Origin of the sequence: Amycolatopsis japonica, from assembly GCF_000732925.1 — a bacterium.
GTDB lineage: Bacteria > Actinomycetota > Actinomycetes > Mycobacteriales > Pseudonocardiaceae > Amycolatopsis > Amycolatopsis japonica.
On record NZ_CP008953.1, the window covers coordinates 8655313 to 8675434 of the forward strand.

General features: G+C 68.4%; 16 protein-coding genes. 11 read left to right on the forward strand and 5 right to left on the reverse strand.

Going from position 1 to position 20122, the window contains the following annotated elements; all coding sequences use genetic code 11:
- Positions 1-72 precede the first annotated feature (72 nt).
- The 6 genes from AJAP_RS40305 to AJAP_RS40330 are packed head-to-tail and all read left to right on the forward strand — an operon-like array spanning position 73 to position 7160.
- Complete coding sequence (locus AJAP_RS40305; RefSeq protein ID WP_038521506.1) at positions 73-1680, forward strand: ABC transporter substrate-binding protein; 1608 nt, start codon at positions 73-75, stop codon at positions 1678-1680.
- Positions 1677-2627: an ABC transporter permease gene (locus AJAP_RS40310; protein ID WP_038521507.1), complete on the forward strand. Its 951-nt coding sequence runs from the start codon at positions 1677-1679 to the stop codon at positions 2625-2627. Before AJAP_RS40305 ends, AJAP_RS40310 begins: the two co-directional genes overlap by 4 nt.
- Complete coding sequence (locus AJAP_RS40315; protein WP_038521510.1) at positions 2620-3435, forward strand: ABC transporter permease; 816 nt, start codon at positions 2620-2622, stop codon at positions 3433-3435. The genes AJAP_RS40310 and AJAP_RS40315 overlap by 8 nt, the downstream gene beginning before the upstream one ends.
- Positions 3432-5009 carry a dipeptide ABC transporter ATP-binding protein gene (locus tag AJAP_RS40320; RefSeq protein ID WP_038521513.1) on the forward strand — a complete coding sequence of 526 codons (1578 nt, stop codon included), beginning with the start codon at positions 3432-3434 and terminating at the stop codon, positions 5007-5009. Before AJAP_RS40315 ends, AJAP_RS40320 begins: the two co-directional genes overlap by 4 nt.
- Complete coding sequence (locus AJAP_RS40325) at positions 5006-6043, forward strand: LLM class flavin-dependent oxidoreductase (protein ID WP_038521515.1); 1038 nt, start codon at positions 5006-5008, stop codon at positions 6041-6043. The genes AJAP_RS40320 and AJAP_RS40325 overlap by 4 nt, the downstream gene beginning before the upstream one ends.
- Before the next feature lie 13 nt (positions 6044-6056).
- Complete coding sequence (locus AJAP_RS40330; protein ID WP_038521518.1) at positions 6057-7160, forward strand: glycosyltransferase; 1104 nt, start codon at positions 6057-6059, stop codon at positions 7158-7160.
- Here the strand turns inward: AJAP_RS40330 and AJAP_RS40335 are convergent.
- Positions 7157-9049 (reverse strand): FAD/NAD(P)-binding protein, encoded by a 1893-nt coding sequence (locus tag AJAP_RS40335; RefSeq protein WP_038521520.1) that lies wholly within the window; start codon positions 9047-9049, stop codon positions 7157-7159. The genes AJAP_RS40330 and AJAP_RS40335 overlap by 4 nt on opposite strands.
- A gap of 123 nt (positions 9050-9172) precedes the next feature.
- Between AJAP_RS40335 and AJAP_RS40340 the strand changes: the two genes are divergently transcribed.
- From AJAP_RS40340 to AJAP_RS40350, 3 genes are all read left to right on the forward strand, one after another.
- On the forward strand, positions 9173-10303 hold the full coding sequence (locus tag AJAP_RS40340) for an LLM class flavin-dependent oxidoreductase (RefSeq protein WP_038521523.1): 1131 nt from the start codon (positions 9173-9175) through the stop codon (positions 10301-10303).
- Positions 10304-10742: 439 nt separating this feature from the next.
- Entirely contained in the window at positions 10743-11996 is a 1254-nt protein-coding gene (locus AJAP_RS40345) for an MFS transporter (protein WP_037334593.1), read from the forward strand.
- 202 nt (positions 11997-12198) lie between these two features.
- The gene (locus tag AJAP_RS40350; RefSeq protein WP_037334592.1) at positions 12199-13509 is read left to right on the forward strand and encodes a GGDEF domain-containing protein; all 1311 of its coding nucleotides are present in this window, start codon (positions 12199-12201) and stop codon (positions 13507-13509) included.
- Here the strand turns inward: AJAP_RS40350 and AJAP_RS40355 are convergent.
- Positions 13506-14087 carry a TetR/AcrR family transcriptional regulator gene (locus tag AJAP_RS40355; protein WP_081975716.1) on the reverse strand — a complete coding sequence of 194 codons (582 nt, stop codon included), beginning with the start codon at positions 14085-14087 and terminating at the stop codon, positions 13506-13508. The two genes, AJAP_RS40350 and AJAP_RS40355, sit on opposite strands and share 4 nt — an antisense overlap.
- A gap of 134 nt (positions 14088-14221) precedes the next feature.
- Here AJAP_RS40355 and AJAP_RS40360 point away from each other — a divergent pair, with 134 nt between their 5' ends.
- Entirely contained in the window at positions 14222-15448 is a 1227-nt protein-coding gene (locus AJAP_RS40360; RefSeq protein ID WP_037334588.1) for a lipase family protein, read from the forward strand.
- A 57-nt stretch (positions 15449-15505) separates the two neighbouring features.
- On the opposite strand, the gene AJAP_RS40365 is transcribed toward AJAP_RS40360, so the two are convergent.
- On the reverse strand, positions 15506-15913 hold the full coding sequence (locus AJAP_RS40365; protein ID WP_038521526.1) for a DUF3151 domain-containing protein: 408 nt from the start codon (positions 15911-15913) through the stop codon (positions 15506-15508).
- Positions 15914-16308: 395 nt separating this feature from the next.
- Between AJAP_RS40365 and AJAP_RS40370 the strand changes: the two genes are divergently transcribed.
- Positions 16309-17514: a hypothetical protein gene (locus tag AJAP_RS40370; RefSeq protein ID WP_037334584.1), complete on the forward strand. Its 1206-nt coding sequence runs from the start codon at positions 16309-16311 to the stop codon at positions 17512-17514.
- A gap of 3 nt (positions 17515-17517) precedes the next feature.
- On the opposite strand, the gene AJAP_RS40375 is transcribed toward AJAP_RS40370, so the two are convergent.
- Together AJAP_RS40375 and fbaA are read right to left on the reverse strand one after the other, a co-directional pair.
- Positions 17518-18795 (reverse strand): ATP-binding protein, encoded by a 1278-nt coding sequence (locus tag AJAP_RS40375; RefSeq protein ID WP_073845803.1) that lies wholly within the window; start codon positions 18793-18795, stop codon positions 17518-17520.
- A 226-nt stretch (positions 18796-19021) separates the two neighbouring features.
- Entirely contained in the window at positions 19022-20050 is a 1029-nt protein-coding gene (gene fbaA, locus AJAP_RS40380) for a class II fructose-bisphosphate aldolase (protein WP_038521530.1), read from the reverse strand.
- Between the last annotated feature and the right edge of the window lie 72 nt (positions 20051-20122).

A 20122-nucleotide genomic window follows, 5' to 3' on the forward strand; every position in this document is an offset into this window, starting at 1 on the left:
TCAAGGCCGTGATTAGCGTGATTCGGGTAGGCGCAAGAGAAAGCGCCCCCGTTCCCCGCTGGAGGCCACCCGGTGTCCCGTACCGCCGCCACTTCCTTACTCGCCCTCACCGCGATCGTCGTCACTGCTTGCTCCTCCGCGGGTGGTGCGACGGGCGCCGACGCCGGGCCGCCCAAACCCGGTGGCACGCTGCGACTCGGGATCTCGTCGAGCCCGGACTGCGTCGACCCGCAACAGGTCGGCACCAACGCGTCGCTCAACGTCGGCCGTCAGCTGGTCGATTCGCTGACGGATCAAGACCCGGCCACCGGCGAGATCAAGCCGTGGCTGGCCGAAAAATGGGAGAGCAACGCGGATTCGACCGCGTTCACCTTCCACCTTCGTGACGGCGCGACCTTCTCCGACGGCAGCCCGGTCGATGCCGCCGCGGTCAAGACGAGCTTCGACGCGATCAAGGCGCTCGGCCCGAAATCACAGCTCGGCTCGGGCTATCTGGCCGTCTACAAGGGGACGACGGTCGTCGACCCGAAGACGGTGAAGATCGAGTTCTCCGTTCCCAGCGCACAGTTCCTGCAGGCCAGCTCGACGATGTCGCTCGGTGTCCTCGCGCCCGCCGCGTACCAGAAGACCGCCGACCAGCGTTGCCAGGGTGACGGCCTGATCGGCTCCGGCCCGTTCGTTTTCGAAAGCCTGAAGCAGAATCAGGAGATCGTCCTCGCGAAACGCAAGGGCTACAACTGGGGTTCGTCGCTGTTCAAGCACCAGGGCGAAGCGTACCTCGACAAGATCGCCTACAAGATAGTGCCGGAACCCGGTGTACGCACCGGAAGTCTCGCGTCCGCCCAGCTCGACGCGATCACCGACGTCCAGCCGGTCGACGAGCCGCAGTTCACCGGCAACGGTTTCACCGAGCCCACGCGCCCGAACCCCGGCGTCGTGTTCAACCTGCACGCCAACGTCACCAAGGGCGTGCTCACCGACGAAAAGGTCCGCCAGGCGGTGGTCAAGGGCATCAACCGGCCCGAGGTCACCAACACCGTGCTGACCCCGAACTACAAGCCCGCCACCAGCATCCTCGGCTCGGCGACACCGTTCTACACCGATCTTTCCCCGCTGCTCGCCTACGATCCGGCAGGCGCCACGGCGCTGCTGGAGAGCGCGGGCTGGCTCCCCGGACCCGACGGGATCCGCACCAAGAACGGGCAGCGGCTGACCGCGAAGGTCGTCTTCTCCCTGGTGTTCAATCAGAACAAGAGCGTGCTCGAACTCGTGCAGCAGCAGTTGCGCAAGATCGGCTTCGATCTTCAGATCGAGCAGCGCACGACGGCCGAGAGCGTGCAGATCACGCAGAGCGGGAACTACGAGTACCTCTGGTACAACACCACCCGCGCCGATCCGGACATCCTGCGCAACCTGTTCTCCACCAAGGCGAACAACCGCAGCAAACTGTCCGCGGGCAACCCCGTCGACGCGCCGCTCGACGCGCAGTCGTCCACTGTGAACCCGGCGAAACGCAAGCCCGCGGCCGAGGAGGCGCAGCGCGCGATCATCGAGCACGGCTATTCGGCGCCGGTGTTCGAGCTGACCCAGGTGCTGGCGCACGGGCCGAACGCGCACGGCGTCGGTTTCGAGGCGTCGTCCCGGCTTCAGCTGTTCGACGCCTGGCTGTCCGGCTCGTGACGCGGTATCTGCTGCGGCGGATCCTGCAGGCGGTCTTCGTACTGTGGGCCGCGTTCACCGTGTCCTTCGTGATCCTCTACCTCCTGCCGGGCGACGCGGTCAGCGCGAAGCTCGGCGGGGGCGAGGCCGGTCTTTCGGTGACGCCGGAACAACTCGCCGCGGCGAAGGCGGAGTACGGACTCGACGACCCCTTGCCGCTGCAGTACGGAAAGCGGCTGCTCGCGGCACTCCAAGGGGACTTCGGACGCTCGATCGCGACGGGGGACGACGCCACGAACATGGTCGTCTCCGCCCTGCCGCCGACGCTGGCGGTGACCGGCTTCGCCCTGGTGCTCGCGATCCTGTTCGGCGGCGGGATCGCGTTCGCCGGCACCCTCACGCGGCATCGGTGGCTGGGCAACCTCCTGCTCGCGTTGCCACCGCTGGGGATCTCCCTGCCGCCGTTCTGGGTCGGGTTGCTGCTCGTGCAGTTCTTCTCCTTCCAGCTCAGGCTGTTGCCCGCGCTGGGTTCGAACGGCTTCGAGTCGCTGATCCTGCCCGCGATCACGCTCGCCATCCCGACCGGCGCGATCATCGGGCAGGTGCTGGCGAAAAGCCTCCGCACGCAGCTCGCCGAGCCCTACGCCGAGATCGCGCTGGCGAAAGGGGCCAGCCGGTCGAGAGTCCACTTCGGACATCTCCTGCGCAACGCGGCGGTGCCCACGCTCACCATCGCCGGCGTGGTCGCCGGGAACCTGATCGCGGGTTCGGTGATCACCGAGACCGTGTTCTCCCGCGACGGCCTCGGCCGCGTGACGTCGTCGGCGGTCACCGCGCAGGACATCCCGGTGGTGCAGGCGGTGATCGTGCTCGCCGCGCTGGTGTTCGTGGTGATCAACCTGCTCGTCGACCTCGTCTATCCCCTGCTCGACCCGCGGATCCGACACCGGGAGACGGCCGATGCCTGACGTTCTCGTGCGCACCGGGCGCAAGCCGGGCCTGATCCTCGCGATCGCCGTGCTGGCCTTCGCCCTGCTGTCGGCGGTCGCGCCCGGCCTCTTCACCGGACAGGACCCGCTCGCCGGCGTCCCCGCCGAGAAGATGCAGGGGCCGTCGCTCGGCCATCTCTTCGGTACCGACGAGACCGGGCGCGACATCTTCGCCCGTGTCGTGCACGGCGCCGCGCTTTCGTTGCAGGCGACCGTGATCGCCGTCGTGGTCGCGCTGGTCGCCGGTTCCGCGCTCGGGCTGCTCGCCGGGTTCCGCGGCGGCGCGCTCGATTCGGCGATCATGCGCTGCGTCGACGTCCTGCTGGCGATCCCGTCGATTCTCCTGTCGCTGGCGCTGGTCACCGCGCTCGGCTTCGGGACGACCAATGTCGCGATCGCGGTCGGGGTCGCGAACCTCGCGCAGTTCGCCCGGCTGATGCGGGCCGAAGTGCTGCGGGTCCGCAGTGGCGTGTTCGTCGAGGCGGCCAGGGCGGGCGGTGTGCGCTGGACCGGCGTGCTCGGGCGGCACGTGCTGCCCAACGCCCTCGGCCCGGTACTCGCGCTCGCGACGCTCACCTTCGGCACTGCGGTGCTGGAGGTGTCGGCGCTGAGCTTCCTCGGCTACGGCGCCACCCCGCCGACCCCGGAATGGGGCTCGCTGGTGGCGGACGGCCGCGGCTTCCTCGCCACCGCCTGGTGGATGACGACCTTTCCCGGACTCACCGTCGCGGCCGTGGTGCTGTCCGCGAACCGGCTGTCCAGAGCGATCGAAGGAGACGTGCGGTGAGCGAGCTGCTGACCATCCGCGATCTCGCGGTTTCCTACAAATCCGTGACCGCCGTGGACGGCGTCTCGCTTTCCGTCCACAAGGGACAGATCGTCGCGGTGGTCGGCGAGTCCGGCTCCGGCAAGAGCACGACGGCACACGCGGCGATCGGCCTGCTGCCCCGCGGCGGGCGGATCGACCGCGGCGAGATCACCTTCGACGGCCGTGACCTCACGAAACTCTCCGACCGCGCTTGGCGTTCGGTGCGGGGCCGCGAGATCGCGCTGGTCCCGCAGGATCCGACCGTGTCGCTCAATCCCGTGCACCGGATCGGTGACCAGGTCGCGGAAGTGCTGCTGATCCACGGTCTCGCCGACAAACGCACCGCCGGTACGGAGGCGGTGAAGCTGCTGCGCAAGGCCGGGATCGCCGATCCGGAAACGCGGGCGCGGCAGTATCCGCACGAGCTGTCCGGCGGGCTTCGGCAGCGCGCGCTGATCGCGGCCGCACTCGCCGGGCGGCCGAAATTGATCATCGCCGACGAGCCGACCAGCGCGCTCGACGTCACCGTGCAGCGGCAGATCCTCGACCACCTCGAAGAACTCGCCGCCGAAGCGGGCACCGCGGTCCTGCTGATCACTCACGATCTCGGTGTGGCCTCGGATCGCGCGTCGCGGATCGTCGTCCTGTCACAAGGAAGCGTCGTCGAGGAAGGCACGACCGGCGAGATCCTCGCCGCGCCCTCGCAGACGTACACGCAGGACCTGCTCGCCGCCGCGCCCAGTCTGTCCGACACCCCGCTGAGGGAGCCGAAACCGCCGTCGTCCGACGTCCTGGTGTCCGTCCGTGGCCTCGGCAAGACCTTCGGGACCGTCCGAGCGGTCGACGACGTTTCGTTCGACATCGCCCGCGGCCGGACGCTCGCGCTGGTCGGCGAATCCGGTTCGGGCAAGTCGACCACCGCGCGGATGATCCTGCGGCTGGAGACGCCGACCGACGGTGCCGTCGAATTCGACGGCGAGGACATCACGACGCTGCGCGGTGAGGAGCTGCGACGGCTGCGGCGCCGGTTCCAGCTGGTGTACCAGAACCCATACGCGTCGTTGAATCCGAAGTTCAGCATCGAGGACGTCATCTCCGAGCCGCTGCGGGCGTTCGGCGCCGGCACGAAGGCGGAACGCCGGGCGCGGGCGGCCGAGCTGGTCGACCAAGTCGCCCTGCCGTCTTCGGTGTTGAAGCGGAAGCCGGCCGAATTGTCCGGCGGGCAGCGGCAACGCGCGGCCATCGCCCGGGCGCTCGCCCTGCGCCCGGAGCTGATCGTCGCCGACGAACCCGTCTCCGCGCTGGACGTCTCGGTGCAGGCGCAGATCCTGCGGCTGCTCGCCGACCTGCAGGACGAACTCGGCCTGACCTACCTGTTCATCTCGCACGACCTCGCCGTGGTCCGGCAGATCGCGGACACCGTCGGCGTGCTGCGCGGCGGCGAACTCGTGGAGCTCGGCCCGGCGAGGGACGTCCTCGAACGGCCGAGCGCGGACTACACCCGGGAGCTGCTCGCCGCCATCCCCGGCCGGAAACCCTTGGAGACACGATGAAGTTCGGGCTCTTCTCCCTGGTCGCCAACCATCCCGACCCAACGACCGGTGCGACGCCGACCCAGCACGAACGCCTGCGCCGGGTCGTCGACGAGGCGATCTTCGCCGAGGAACTGGGCTTCGACGCGTACGGCGTCGGCGAGCGGCACGGCGAACCGTTCCTTTCCTCGGCTCCGCCGGTGATCCTCGCGGCGGTCGCGGAACGCACGAAACGGGTCCGGTTGCTAACCACCTTGACCGTGATCAGCGTGCTCGACCCGGTGCGCGTCGCCGAGGACTACGCGACGCTCGATCAGCTTTCCGGCGGCCGGCTGGAACTCATGATCGGGAAGGGCAACGATCCTCGGCACTTCCCGCTGTTCGGCCTCGAAGAAGACCGGCAATGGGAGTACCAGGCGGAGAAGTTCGCCCTGCTGCGCCGCCTGTTCCTGGAGGAGGGCGTGACGTGGGAGGGAGAGTTCCGCGCCCCGCTGACCGACGTCACGACGCAGCCGCGTCCGTTCCACGCGCGGCCGCGGATCTGGCACGGCAGCGCGTCGAGCACCGAATCGACCGAGCTGGCGGCGAAGTTCGGCGATCCGCTGTTCACCGCGAACGGCTTCCACCCCAAGAAGAAGTACGCCGATCTGATCGACCACTACCGGCGGCGGTGGGCGGAGTACGGCCATGATCCGGCGGACGCGCTCGTCGGTTCCGGCGCGGGCGGGCTCTACGTGGCCAAAACCTCGCAGGAGGCGCTGGACGGGTACCGGCCGTATTTCGAGGCGCTGATGAAGACGCCCGCGTATCAGCACAACAAGTCGGAGTTCGCCACGCTGGAGGACAAGATCGCCGGCGGTTCCGCGCTCGTCGGGAGCCCGGAACAGGTGATCGACAAGATCGGCGACTACCACGCGTCGTTCGGGCACGAGGTGCAGGCGGTGTCGGTCGACGGCTTGAAAGCCGGGGAGGCGCGGGACGTCCTGGAGCTCTTCGCCGCCGACGTCGTCCCGATCGTGCGGAAAGAACTGCCCTCACGCGTCTGGGAAAGCTAGTAGCTTCGAGAAGGTGCGCATCCTCTTCACGTGCCGCCCCGCCTACGGCCACCTGTACCCGTTGATGCCCTTGGCGATCGCCGCCCGCGCAGCCGGGCACGAGGTGCTCTTCGGGACCGGCGAAGCGTTCGTGGACAAGGTCCGCGGGCTCGGTTTCGACGCGCACAAGGTCGGGATCTCGATCCAGGACGCCGTCGACCAGGCCGAAGGGGACGCGCTCGAGGCCATCTTCACCGCCTTCGCCGACATCCTGCCGCAGGCGACGATCGCCGACCTGACCCCGCTGCTCCCCACGCTCCGGCCGGATCTGGTCGTCTACGAGATGAGCGACGTCGGCGCGTCGGCGGCCGCCCGCCGGGCCGGGATCGCGGTGGTGTCCCAAGTGATCGGCCGCTCGATGCCCGCCGAGCTGATGGCCGCCGCGGCGCACCGGTTCGCCCCGCTGTGGGACGGGCATCCGCCCGCCAACCTGATGCTGGGCGACGCCGCGATCGACGTGTGGCCGGACCTCGTCCGCGACCCGGAACTGACCGCGCTGCCGACGGTCTTCCGGCTCCGCCCGGTGCCGTGGAACGAGCCGGGCACGGTACCGTCGTGGCTCGACGGACGCGACCGGCCCCTCGTCTACCTGACGCTGGGCACCGTGGCCTTCGGCGCCACCGGCGTGCTGCGTTCGGCGATCGACGGCCTCGCGCGGCTGCCGGTGGACGTACTGGTCGCCCGCGGTCCCGGTGACCCCGGCGAGTTCGGCGACCTGCCGCCGAACGTCCACGTGACCGGTTTCGTGCCGCAGTCCGAAGTCCTTCCGCGCGCGGATCTGGTGGTGCACCACGGCGGAACCGGGACCGTACTCGGCGCGCTTTCGGCCGGCCTGCCGCAACTGGTGCTGCCGCAGGGCGCGGACCAGTTCGTCAACGCGGAAATGCTGGAGACGGCCAACGCCGGACGGGCGCTGATCGGCGACGAGGTGACCGCGGACGCCGTCGAGGAGAGGGCCAAGACCCTCCTCGACGACGCCCGCGTGCGCGAGGTGGCGGCGAGGGCCCGTCACGAGATCGCCGCCATGCCCGCGCCGTCGGAGGTCGTCCGGCGGCTGGAGGAGTTCGCCGCTCGTTAAGTGACCAACCGCAAGATCTCCCGCGCGACGACGTCGTTCTGCCGGAACGGGAGCGCGTTGGTCCTCGGCCGGGTGAACGCCCCTGCCGACCGCGCCGACGTATGCGGCCCGAGCGCGAACCGGCGCGGATGCGGGCGGCCCTCGCCGTCGAGCATCCGGCCGTCGGAGACGCGGGTGTGGATACGGCCGGCGAGCAGCCTGTCGCCGGTGACCGGGTCGAGGACGGCTTCCTCGCCGAGCGCACCGCTGTCGCGCAACTGTCGCAAAAGGACATCGGACGCCCTGGAGACGCTCGGCTCGGGAAGCCGCGCCTCGACAAGGGTTCGCGCCTCGGTCTCACCGGGGAAGCTCGCACCCGAAGCTACGAAGGCCTTGCGCTCCTCGTCGGCCGACACCCGCATTTCGGCACCCAAGAAGGAAACGAGACCCGCTTCCTGGAGCGCGAGCAGTTCTTCGAGCCGTCGCGGCGGCGGCCCGCTGGCGAAGTACGAGAAGAAACCGAGGAACCAACCGTCCAAATCGGACAGTTGTGACGCCGCGTCGAGCCGTCCGGTCTGCACCAGCGCCGGAAGCTGCCCCATCACGGAAAGCAGCGCCATGAACGCGCCCAGATCCGCGCTGTACTCGGGGTCCGCCCGGCGGCTCAAGTCCGCTTCGATGTACTCGCGCAGCTCCTTGCCGTACTCCTCGGCGGTGCCGAACTCGGCCCCCGCCATCGGCCGGTCGAGCCTGCCGAGATCGAGCCGATCGTCCGGCGCCGGAACCGCCCGTGCCACCAGCGCGTCGAGCTCGCCGGGCGCGGCGTCCGCGAAAGCGTCGGCGAAGACCGCGAAATCCATCCGCACCCGCTCGGGGTGGGCGGTGAACAGTTCGCTGTAGTAGGCCCACGCGATCTCCTTCGAGATCAGTGGCCAGACGTCGCGGCGGAAGTCGATCCGGCCGGGTACCGCGCAGAGCTTCCCGATCGCGTAGGAATCGAAGAATTTGGGCAACCGCAAGGGTTTCCCGCGCAGCCGGTAGCCGATCTTCGAGTGGTACGGCACGCCACGGCGCGAACCGACGTGCACTACGGGCTCGGCGCCGCTGGGGTGGTATTTCAGCCCGCCGCACGCCTGCTCTTCGAACCGGCCGCCGCGGCCTTCGGTCAGCAGCAGCATCAGATCGACGAACGCGAGGCCGAATCCGCGCACCAGCACCGTTTCCCCCGGCCCGATCGCCGAGTAGTCGACGTCGGCGGTGTAGCCGGCCGGATAGTAGGCGAGGTCGTGCCGGGCGGCGAAGTCGGCCAGTGCGGTTTCGCGCTCGTCCGGTTCGGCGTCGAGATGCCCGACGGTGAACAGGACCGCGTCCACGGCGAGGGGTTCCGCCCGGTCCTCCAACCAAAGCGACTGCGGATCGCCGTCCTCCAGCCGCACCGCACGGGTCCGGTGCTCGACGACCTCGATTTCGGGCGGGAGCCCGGCGCGGACCTCGCGGTGGAACCAGGCGAGGTACGCGCTCTGCAACCGTCGAGTCGGGAAATGATCGCTTTGCAGCGCCTCGAGTTCGGCGCGCAGGCTTTCGTCGACTTCCGCGTCGAGCGCGCCCTCGCGAACCAGCCGGGCCCACTCGATCAGCGAAGGCCCGGGGCGGATCGGCCCGTCGATCTCCACGGTGTCGTCGGTGAACACGGTGACGTCCTCGGGCATGGAGTTCATCCGCAGCAACGGCGACTGCTCGTAACGCCAGACCCGCCCGGCCCCGGCTGGGAAGGGATCGACGAGATGCACCACCAGCCGCCGCCCGCCGAGGAGCTCGGCGGCGTTGGCGCCGAGCCGTTCGAGCACGCCCACCCCGCGTGGACCGGCGCCGACCACCGCGAGTACGTAGGGAAGGTCCGCGGTGGTCACGAAGCCGAAGCTACGCCGGGATTCCGGGCCGTGTGCGGGTTCTCAAGGAGCGGAACCCGTTGCCACGGCGAGGAACCGGCGCGTACTCGTCGAACAGGGGGACACGGACGAGAGGGACGGACGATGCCGGTCGAATTCCTGGGTATCGGAGGCACCAACGACGGTTCGGAGACACATCCGCGATCGGGTGGCGTCTTCGACAAGGACTACACACTGCGGCTCGCGCGGGCACACGAGGAATTCGGCTGGGACCGGGTGCTGTTCGCGTACGGCTCCAGCGGGCCGGACCCGGCGCAGGCGGCCGCGTACGTCGCGGCGAAGCTCGACAAGCTCCAGATCCTGCTGGCGCACCGGCCGAACGTCTCGTACCCGACCTTCGCGGCGAAGACGTTCGCCACGCTGGACCAGCTCTCGGACGGGAAGCTCACGGTCCACTTCATCACCGGCGGCAGCGATCACGAGCAACAGCGCGAAGGCGACTACCTCACGAAGGACGAGCGCTACTCACGAACGCGCGAGTACATCCAGATCGTGAAGCGGGCTTGGACGTCCGAAGAGCCCTTCGACCACGAAGGCGAGCACTACCGCTTCGCCGACTTCGTTCTCGACGTCCGGCCTGTGCAGCAGCCACGCCCTGACGTCTCGTTCGGTGGCTCGTCACCGGCGGCGTACGCGGCTGGCGGGGCCGAAGCGGACATCTTCTGTCTCTGGGGCGAGCCCCTCGCGCAAACGGCCGAGCAGATCGAGTCCGTCAAGGCCGCGGCGAAGGCCGCCGGGCGGACCGACGTCCCGCGCATCCAGGTCGCCTTCCGCCCGATCATCGCGCCGACCGAGGAGCTCGCCTGGGAGAAGGCGCATCGGACGGTCGACGCGATCAAGGCCCGGACGAGCGGCGGTCAGCAGCTGACTCGGCGGCATTCGCTCACGAACCCGGAGAACACCGGCTCCCAGCGGCTCCTCGCGGTCGCCGCCGAGGGCGAGCGGTTCGACCGGGCGCTGTGGACCCCGACGGCGGCCGCGACCGGCGGCGCGGGCAACTCCAACGCCCTGGTCGGCACGCCCGAAACCGTCGCGCAGGCCCTGCTCGACTACTACGACCTCGGCGTCGACATCCTCTCCGCCCGCGGCTACGACATGCTCGGCGACACGATCGACTTCGGCCGTCACGTCATCCCGATCGTGCGCGAAGAGGTCGCCAAACGCGACGCGGCGAAGGCGGCTTCGGCGCGCGAGGTACTCGCCGTCGACGGCTGAGCCGTTCACTCGACCGGATGGCGGTCGGCATCATCCATTCGGCGCACGACGCCGGCTGCCGTCGATTGCCCCGGTCGTCGCGGAGCGGAGTCGAAACCCGTTCGCCCACAGGCGCGTCGGAGGCCACCCGCGGACCACCGTCGCGACGCGGCATCCCCGCCCCGGGTGACACCGTCCTTGCCGCTGTTTCCCGGCGAAAAGCCCGAAACAACCCAAAAGCGCTGGCCTGGACCGCGATACCGGTCACCGGGACATCTTCGCGAACGGCCGTTCGTCCACGAAAAAGATCTCCAACTCCAGAAACCCGGCGAAAGAACCTAGCCAATCACCAACAGTCAGGAGACACTTACGTGAACGAATGACGCTTCGTGACGAGCTCGTGACCGCGTTACTCTCGGTCACGAGTTTCTCGCGTAATAAGGACCCTATTGGGGGCAACATGGCTTCGGCCGGACGGGTCACTTACCGAGAGGTGTTCGGTGTAGCCGAGTTCCGTTCGCTCTGGTTCGCCGAACTGTTTTCGATCTTCGGTGATCAACTCGCCAGGGTCGCCCTGTCCGTCCTCGTCTTCACCGAAACCCGCTCCGCGACCCTGACCGGTCTCACCTACGCGCTGACCTACGCCCCTTCGCTGCTCGGCGGCATCTTCCTCACCGGCTTCGCGGACCGGTTCCCCCGGCGGACCGTCATGGTGGTCGTCGACCTCTTACGGGCCTTGCTGATCGCGCTGGTCGCGGTGCCGGTACTGCCGTTCTGGGTCCTGTGCGTCCTCGTCGGCGGCGTCTCGCTGCTGAACCCGCCGTTCAAGGCGGCCCAGCTGGCCCTGCTGCCGCAGATCCTCGAAGGCGACCGGTTCGTCGTCGGCATGGCGATCCGCAGCATGACCGTCCAATCGGCACAGCTGGCGGGCTTCGCCGGCGGCGGGCTCCTGCTGACCGCGCTCGAACCCCATATCGCCCTCGCGCTGGACGCGGTCACCTTCGTGATCTCGGCGCTGTTCGTCCGGTTCGGGCTGAAATCGCGGCCGGCCGCGGCGTCCGGGGAGAAGCGCAAGTCGTTCTTCGCGTCGATCGGTTCGGGCGGCAAGATCGTCTTCGCCAGCGCCGGGTTGCGCTCGTTGCTGCTGTTCACCTGGCTGATGGGCCTGCTGCCGGTGTACGAGGGCATCGCGGCGCCCTACGTCGCCTCGTCGGGCGGCGGCCCCGAGGTCATCGGCCTGTTGCTGGCCGCCGACCCGATCGGCAGCGTGATCGGGGCGTTCATCTACTCACGGTGGGTGCCGGCACACGTCAGACCGAAACTGATCGGGCCGCTTTCGGCGTTGACCGCGCTCCCGCTGCTGCTGTGCTTCCTGCAGCCGGGACCGCTGTCGTCGATCGTGCTGTTCGTGCTCTGCGGCGGCTTCGGCACGGTGGCGCTGATGCAGGCGACCGCGTCGCTGACGCTGGCCGTGCCGGACGAGAGCCGGGCACAGGTGATGGGGCTGTCGAACACCGGATTGACCACGACGATGGGGGTGAGTCCCCTGATCGGCGGCATCCTGGCGGACCAGGTCGGCCCTCAGTCGACCGTCGGCGTCTTCGGCCTTGCGGGATTGATTCTGACCGTCCCGCTCGCGTTGAGCTGGTTCCGGACCCTCAGCCGCGACCCGGAACGGTGGCAGGAAAAAGACGCCGCACGCGCAGAACATTGAGCTGTTCCACGCGCCGGCCCGATCGCGCGGACGTCTGGCGCGCGCCCCAGTTCACTGATCCCTACCGGCCATCGCTGGCACCTTTCCCTCGACCTCTCAGAGAAAAGTACACACCTAGGGAGCTTGTCGACAGCCCGCAAGTCGGTAGAAGCTGTCCGTAAGTAGGGGGTTTCGGAGAATGACGCAAGAGTCAGGGGGAAAGATGATCACATCGGAGGAACGCGCTGGACATCGTTCGGCTCTCACGGTAGCGACGTGGGAGCTGTGGAAGAGGCCTAAACACTGGATCGCCTACACCGGGCTGTCCGTCGCGACGATGCTGGCACTGACGGGGGTCTTCGCCGCATCCATCGCCATCACGTCTTCGCAGGTCCTGCTGTGTTCCCTGCTCGCGGGGCTCGCCATCGCGCATACCGAGGCGACCCGCCGGATCGAGCGCCAGCGGCGCAGCATGAGCGTCACCCCGCATATCAACATGACCTCGGTCTGGGTCCTGCCGGGCGCGATCCTGCTTCCGCCGCAGTTGACCGCGCTTCTCGTAACCGTGATCTATCTTCACCTCGGATACCGCAGCTGGGCGGGCCTCCGCACGGTCAACCCCCATCGAACTGTGGCGAACGCCACATCGATGACGCTGACCGCGTTCGCCGCCTGGGCGGCCGTGCAGATCGTCGGCGCCGACACGGCGTCGGTGACGTCGATCTGCGCCGCGAGCCTCGCCTTCTTCCTGATGAACGCCGTCTTCACCGGCACCGGCCTGTACTTCGCGGCTCCCAAGAAGGCGACCGTCCAGACGCTCCTCGGCTCCTGGGACGACAACATCCTCGAAGCCTCGACGGTCTGCATCGGCGCGCTCGTGCTCGCCGTCCTGCCGCATCAGCCGGTACTCGTGCTGCTCGTCTTCCTGCCGCTGTACCTGCTGCAGCGTTCCGTGCTGATCAAGCAGCTGGAGGAGCTCGCCACCACCGACCAGAAGACCCAGCTGCTCAACGCCACGACCTGGCAGCAGGGCGCCGTCCGCGAGGTCTCCCGCGCCGAGCGTGAGAACGGCCAGTTCGGCGCGCTGATGATCGACCTCGACCACTTCAAGAGCATCAACGACACGTACGGCCACCTGGCGGGCGACGATGTCCTCAAGGGTGTCGCGGCGCTGGTCAAGGCCGAAACGCGGACGCAGGACCTCGCCGGCCGCTTCGGCGGTGAGGAGTTCGTCGTACTCCTGACCTCGTCTTCGAAGCAGGAGTCCGTCGCGGTCGCCGAGCGGATCCGGCAGCGGATCAGCGAAATGGTCATCAAGACCCAGGACAACGAGGGCAACGCCGTGGTCATCGAGCAGCGGACGGCGTCGGTCGGCGTCGCGACGTTCCCGCTCGACGGCCGGACGATCGACGAGGTCATGGCCTCGGCCGACGCCTCCGTCTACGCGGCCAAACGCAACGGCCGTAACCGCGTCGTCTCGTCACCGGATCTGGCGTCGGTCACCGAAGAAGCCATGGAGGCCGTCGCGGCCTAACGCAGTCTTTCCATCACGTCGGCGGCCGCGGTCCGGAGACGGACGACGCCGCCGACGGTGAATTCGGTGAGCAGGTCGATGAGCGCGTCCGCGTCGGGCGGCTCACCGTCCCAGCTCGCCTGGACGAGCGCCTCGGTCATCGCGAAGAACAGCGTGACCAGCGCCTTGTCCGCGCGGCCGGAGTCGACGCCGTGGCGTGCCCAGCGCTGACGGCTCGCCTCGGTGTAGACGGTCGCGAGCCGTTCCCGAAGCCGGGTGAGGGCCGGGTCGCCCATGCGCTCCGCTTCACGCAGCACGGGGAACGCGTCGGGATTCGCCGCGACGAAGGCGAACATGTTGGCGTAGTTGGCGCGGGCCCAGGACCGGAGCTCGGGCTGCGAGAGGTCGAGGGCGGGCGCGCCGATCGCCTCGAAGGCGCGTTCCTCGATGTCGGCCACGACCTGGGCGAACAACGTCGTGCGGTCGCCGAACTGCTCGTAGACGGCCTGGCGGGACACCCCCGCGCGCCGGGCGATCTGCTCGATCGTCGCGGCCTGCGCGCCGTGCACCGCGAAGACGCCGGCGGCCGAACCCAGCACCCGCGCGCGTTGCTCGCCGATCGGGAGTTTGCGGGGTCTCCCTCGCGGCGCCGGACTTGACATTGTGCGCCACCTCACTGACTCTCTTTTTCGACACGTCTGTCGAAAATGTTTGTGCTCAACGAGGAGCAAGCATGCGTCCAGGATCCCGGCGCGGTGTGTCCGCCGCCGTCTCAGCGGCCACCATCGCGGCCCTGCTGACCTTCGGGGCACAGCAGGCCGGCGCCGCCCCGTCCTTCTACGATCCCCCGTCGCCACTGCCCGCGGGTGCTCCCGGCGACATCATCCGGCACGAGCCGTCCACCTTCTACGTCGATCCCGTGAAACTCATCAAGGCCGACGCGGACGTCCAGCGCATCATGTACCGCAGCACCGACACCCACGGCCGGGCCAACGCCGTGACCGGCACCGTCCTCACCCCGAAGAAGGCGTGGACCGGCGCGGGCGAGCGGCCGGTCATCGGCTACGCGGCCGGGACGCAGGGCGTCGGCGACCAGTGCGCGCCGTCGAAAGCCCTCTCGGCGGGCATGGAGTACGAAGGCCCCTTCATCGCCGGGCTGCTGCTTCGCGGCTACGGCGTCGTCGTCACCGACTACGAAGGCCTCGGCACTCCCGGCGTCCACACGTACGTCAACCGCGTCGCCGAGGGCAACGCCGTCCTCGACTCGATCCGCGCGGCGCAGCGCCTGCCCGAAGCGAATCTGCCGGACAACGGCCCGGTCGCGACCGCGGGCTACTCGCAGGGCGGCGGGGCGTCGGCGTCGGCCGCCGAACTGCAGCCGTCGTACGCGCCCGAACTCAAGCTGAAGGGCTCGTACGCGGGCGCCGTCCCGGCCGACCTGGCCGAAGTCGGCAAGAACATCGACGGGCACTACGCGTTCGGGTTCCTCGGCTTCACGATGGTCAGCATGGACGCGGCGTACCCGGAGCTGAACATCCCGTCCCTGCTGAACGCGAAGGGCGCCGAAGCGTTCGAGAAGGTCAAGCAGGAGTGCACTGTGGACGCGATCTTCGCGCACGCGTTCACGCAGTCGAAGGACCTGACGAAGGACGGCAGGCCGCTGACGGCTTACCTCGGCGAAGAGCCGTACAAGACGCGAGTCGGCGAGCAGCTCATCGGTGCGCGTAAGCCGGGCGCGCCGACGCTGGTCGTCCACAGTGCTCTCGACGACATCGTCCCCTACGCGCAGGGGCGGACCATGGCGCGCTCGTGGTGCGCGAAGGGTGCGAAGGTGCAGTTCTCGACTTCGCTGGTTCCGACGCACGTCGGCGGGGCGATCCGGGCGTTCCCGGAGGCCTTCGCTTGGCTTGAGGGACGCTTCGCGGGGCTGCCGGCCTTCGGGAACTGCGGCCTGTTCTAGTGCCATGAAAGGTCCTTTCCTTGCAAAATTTGCAAGGAAAGGACCTTTCATAGCGCGCTACTTGAGGCCGGTGGCTTCCGCGGCGGCGGGGTCCGAGTCACTCAGGAAGGTCCTGCAGCGGTCGTACTCCTCGGTCTCGCCGATCTTGCCGGCGGCCTTGCCGAGGACGGCGAGCGAACGCAGGAAACCCTGGTTCGGGCGGTGCGACCACGGCACCGGCCCGTGTCCCTTCCAGCCCGCGCGGCGAAGCTGGTCGAGGCCGCGGTGGTAACCGGTGCGGGCGTACGCGTACGCGGCGACGGTCTCGCCCGCGTCGAGCGCCTTCTCGGCGAGGGCGGCCCACGCCTCGCTGTAGTCGGGGTGCTCGGCGGCGACGGCGGCCGGATCGGTCCCGGCGTCCAGCGCCGCCTGCGCGGCGGTGTGCTCGGGGAGATGCGTCGGCTGGGGGCCGAGGAGGTTCGTCATACGGGCCATTGTGCCGACCCGTCTCCCCAAGGGCGCCCCGCGCCCGACGGAGACTTCACATCGCGCGCCCTTTGTCGGCCGAAGGCCACGAAAGTTCGATGAAGGGGCGCATCTCGGAGCACGCGACCATCGCCGGAGAACGGCGCCCCTTCGGCGAGCTTTCGTCAGCGCGCGATCAGCAGCGCTGTGACTAGAAGAACAGGCTCCCGAGAATGCCCCCACCGGCCAGCACCAGAGCGGCGACGAGGACCGCCGCGACGAGTCGTTTCGGCATCATGGCGGCACACCTTGCCCTGTTTCGCACGCCGGTCGCAAATCCACCACCCCTACGGGTGAACCCCGATTTTCGACCCCAAATGCCCATCCCGTGATCTGGAGCAGGGAAGATGACCCGCATGACAAAGGCGACAGAAGTGACCGGGGACCTTTCGCCGGGTGTCATCCCCCGCAGCCCGATCGCGAAGACGAGGCTGTTCTTCAAACTCCATTGGCACCGCGGCGCGCCGGGACAGGCGACGCCGGACTGGGTGCTGAACTTCTGCTACTCGATGTGGCTGGCCGCGTTCGCCTTCAAACTGGTGGGCTCGTCCTGGGACATGTCGTGGCATTTCATGTGGCTGCGTGACGACCTCGCCCCGCCGCATCTGATCAACACCGTCGGCACGGTGATCATCATGGTGCTGGTGGCGATCCACAGTTACACCGGCATGGGTGCCGACCGGCGTTCGCTGCGGCTGATGCAGATCGGGCTCGTGGTGTTCCTCATCGCGGCGCCGCTGGACGTCATCAACCACCGCGTCAACGGTCTCGACCTGACCGCGTGGAGCCCGTCGCACATGATGCTCTACATCGGAACGGGCATCATGCAGGCCGGCGTGATCATGGGCTGGCTCAAGTACGCCAAACCCGGCCGCCTGCGCACCGGTGTCCTGATCGGACTGTGGGCCTTCTTCCTCGAGAACACGTTCTTCCCGAACGGTCAGCAGGAGTACGGCATCCTCGGCCTGCGTGCCTGGGAACGCGGCACGCCCGAGGCCGAGCCCGAGTTGCTGAACTTCGCCGCCAACCAGATCGGGCATCCGGTCGACCGGGTGGCCGTCGAGTACTTCACGATGCCGATCGACGACTGGGTGTACCCGCTGTGGGGCATCGGCGTGATGGCGCTGATCTTCGCGCTGGCGCGGCACACGACCGGCTTCCGCTGGGCGGGCACGACGGTCGCCGCCGCGTACCTCGCGTACCGGCTGGTGATGTGGCCGCTGCTGCTCGGGATGGGTTTCCCGGTCTCGGTCGTGCCGTTCTATCTGCTGGCCGTCGGCCTCGCCGTCGACCTGGCGTTCCGCATCGGGCGGGGGCATCCGATGCTGACGGCGGGCGCGGGCGCGCTGCTGGTGACCGCTTTCGGCTACGGGATGCTGTGGGTGCAGTCGCAGTTCCGGCCGTGGATCCTCGGCGACGCGCACACGGAGTCGGCGCCGCCGGTGGCCTACTGGACGGCCGCGGTCTGCCTGGTCGGGGTCGGCGTGCTGTGGGCCGCCGCCGGACCGGGGACGCGGGCGATGAACTCGGTGCTGGAGAAGCGTCGCGCACGCGCCGCCTGAGTCTCACGTAGCCGGATCGTGCCCGGCCCGCCACAAGGAATCGAGCGGGAGCGCCATCAGCCGATCACCGAAGCTGATGGCGCCCTGGCTCCCCGTGTGCAAGACGATTCCTTGCGTGAACTGATCACCGAGAAGGTCTCTCAACTGGGCGAGGCCGCGGAAATCCGCCGCGGTCACGGTGTCTCGCGCCTTCGCTTCGACGCCGACAACCTGCCCGTCGTCCCGTTCCATGACCACGTCGACCTCCGCGCCACCGCTCACTCGCCAGTGGTGGAGCCGGACCTCCGCTTCGCTCCACGTCGCTTGCTTGGCCAGTTCATTGACGATGAAGGTCTCGACAAGGGGGCCACGGGTCGGCGCCACGGGCTTCGCCAGGGATTCCGGTGACACGCCCAGCAAAGAAGCGGCGAGGCCCGTGTCGGTGAGGTGCAGTTTGGCGTGTTTCACCGCCCGGGACGTCAGATTTCGCGACCACGCCGGGAGCCGGTGGACCAGGAACACCGCTTCGAGCAACTCGACGTACTTGTTCACCGTGGTGCGGTGAAGGCCTGTCCTGGTCGACGTGTTCACGCTGTTGTGCTCTTGCGCTGTGATGGAGGCCAGGTAGGCCAGCAAGGCCGTCATCGCGCTGGGTTCATTGACCCTGGACATCTCCCGGATGTCGCGCTCCGCGATGGCCTGCACGTAGGCACGGAACCAGGCCTTACGCGCACGCGCGCCGCCGAGAAGCGCGGGTTCGGGAAAACCTCCGCGACAGATCCGCGCGAAGTAGTCCGCGCGATCGACGTTCGCGGGACCGAGGCCGAGCAAACGGCCGGGTTCGTCGAAAGCGACATCGATGAACCGCTCGAACCGTCCCTCGAACTCCCCCTGCGAAAACGGCCACACATCGACGACGACGCCCCGTCCCGCCAGGGACTCCGAAAGGCTGGGAGTCGCCAGGAACCTGGTGGACCCGGCCAGGACGTAGCGTCCTGGCCCGCTCTCCGCGTCGACCTCCGCCTTGATCGCTCTGATCAGCGGGTCCCCTGCCCGTTGCACCTCATCGATGAGCCTGGGCTCCGGGCCGGTACCGGCGAATCCGACGGGGTCCTCGATGGCCGCTTGCAGAAGCTGCTCGTCGTCGAGGTTGAAGGAGGTACCACCGTGACGCCGGTGCAGATGCCTGAGCATGGTCGTCTTACCGGCCTGACGCGGGCCGTTGAGGATCACGATACGAAAGCTCGCCAGGTACTCCTCGGCGACGGCGCAACTGGCCCGTACCAGGTCCGATTCGGCCATAGCTCCTCGAAATGCCGGAGGTCGTGTACATCTCACAGTACCCTCGACCGACATTTCACGACCAGGTGAACCAACATTCCACAGCGCAAGTGACCGACATTTTGCTGATCATGAAACCGCTGGCCTCAGCCACGCTCCGAGTACATGAAGGCCCCCTTCCTTGCGTCTAGCGCAAGGAAGGGGGCCTTCATGTACTTCCGCATTCAGAGGACTAAATGCGGGAGGGTCAGAGCTTCTTGCCGGCGGAGCCCAGCGACTGGGCGGCCTCGACGATGCGCGCGGCCATGCCGGCCTCGGCGGCCTTCAGGTAGCTACGCGGGTCGTAGACCTTCTTGTTGCCGACCTCGCCGTCGATCTTCAGGACGCCGTCGTAGTTCTTGAAGAAGTGGTCCGCGATGGGCCGGGTGAAGGCGTACTGCGTGTCGGTGTCGACGTTCATCTTCACGACGCCGTAGGACACCGCCTCGCGGATCTCCTCCGGCAGCGAGCCGGAACCGCCGTGGAAGACCAGCTCGAACGGCTTCGAACCCGCCGGGAGGCCGAGCTTCTTCGACGCCGCCTCCTGGCCGCCCTTGAGCACGTCCGGGCGCAGCTTCACGTTGCCGGGCTTGTAGACGCCGTGCACGTTGCCGAAGGTCGCGGCCAGCAGGTAGCGGCCGTTCTCGCCGGAGCCGAGCGCGTCGATCGTCTTCAGGAAGTCGCCCTCGGCGGTGTAGAGCTTCTCGTTGATCTCGGCTTCGACGCCGTCTTCCTCGCCGCCGACGACGCCGATCTCGACCTCGAGGATGATGTTCGCGGCCGCTGCCTTGGCGAGCAGCTCCTGCGCGATCTCGAGGTTCTCGTCGAGGTCGATCGCGGAACCGTCCCACATGTGGCTCTGGAACAGCGGGTTCTGGCCGTTCTTGACCCGCTCCGCCGAGATCTCGATCAGCGGGCGGACGAAGCCGTCGAGCTTGTCCTTGGGGCAGTGGTCGGTGTGCAGCGCGACGTTCACGTCGTACTTGGCGGCGACGACCTGGGCGAACTCGGCGAGCGCGACCGAACCGGTCACCATGTCCTTGACCTTCTGGCCGGACGCGAACTCCGCGCCGCCGGTGGAGAACTGGATGATCCCGTCGCTCTCCGCCTCGGCGAACCCGCGGATGGCGGCGTTCAGGGTCTCCGACGAGGTCACGTTGATGGCCGGGTAGGCGAATTCGTTCGCCTTCGCCCGGTCGAGCATCTCCGCGTAGACCTCGGGGGTGGCGATGGGCATCGTTTACTCCTCCTCGAAGCAGGCTGGTGCACCTCTCGGCCGCATCGTACGAGGTCGGCCGGGAGGTGCCTA

Bases quoted from the DNA above. Each gene is read 5' to 3' on its own strand.
- AJAP_RS40315 (WP_038521510.1), top strand. From the start codon at position 2,620: ATGCCTGACGTTCTCGTGCGCACCGGGCGCAAGCCGGGCCTGATCCTC.
- AJAP_RS40325 (WP_038521515.1), top strand. From the start codon at position 5,006: ATGAAGTTCGGGCTCTTCTCCCTGGTCGCCAACCATCCCGACCCAACG.
- AJAP_RS40340 (WP_038521523.1), top strand. From the start codon at position 9,173: ATGCCGGTCGAATTCCTGGGTATCGGAGGCACCAACGACGGTTCGGAG.
- AJAP_RS40345 (WP_037334593.1), top strand. From the start codon at position 10,743: ATGGCTTCGGCCGGACGGGTCACTTACCGAGAGGTGTTCGGTGTAGCC.
- AJAP_RS40350 (WP_037334592.1), top strand. From the start codon at position 12,199: ATGATCACATCGGAGGAACGCGCTGGACATCGTTCGGCTCTCACGGTA.
- AJAP_RS40360 (WP_037334588.1), top strand. From the start codon at position 14,222: ATGCGTCCAGGATCCCGGCGCGGTGTGTCCGCCGCCGTCTCAGCGGCC.
- AJAP_RS40365 (WP_038521526.1), bottom strand. From the start codon at position 15,913: ATGACGAACCTCCTCGGCCCCCAGCCGACGCATCTCCCCGAGCACACC.
- AJAP_RS40370 (WP_037334584.1), top strand. From the start codon at position 16,309: ATGACAAAGGCGACAGAAGTGACCGGGGACCTTTCGCCGGGTGTCATC.
- AJAP_RS40375 (WP_073845803.1), bottom strand. From the start codon at position 18,795: ATGGCCGAATCGGACCTGGTACGGGCCAGTTGCGCCGTCGCCGAGGAG.
- fbaA (WP_038521530.1), bottom strand. From the start codon at position 20,050: ATGCCCATCGCCACCCCCGAGGTCTACGCGGAGATGCTCGACCGGGCG.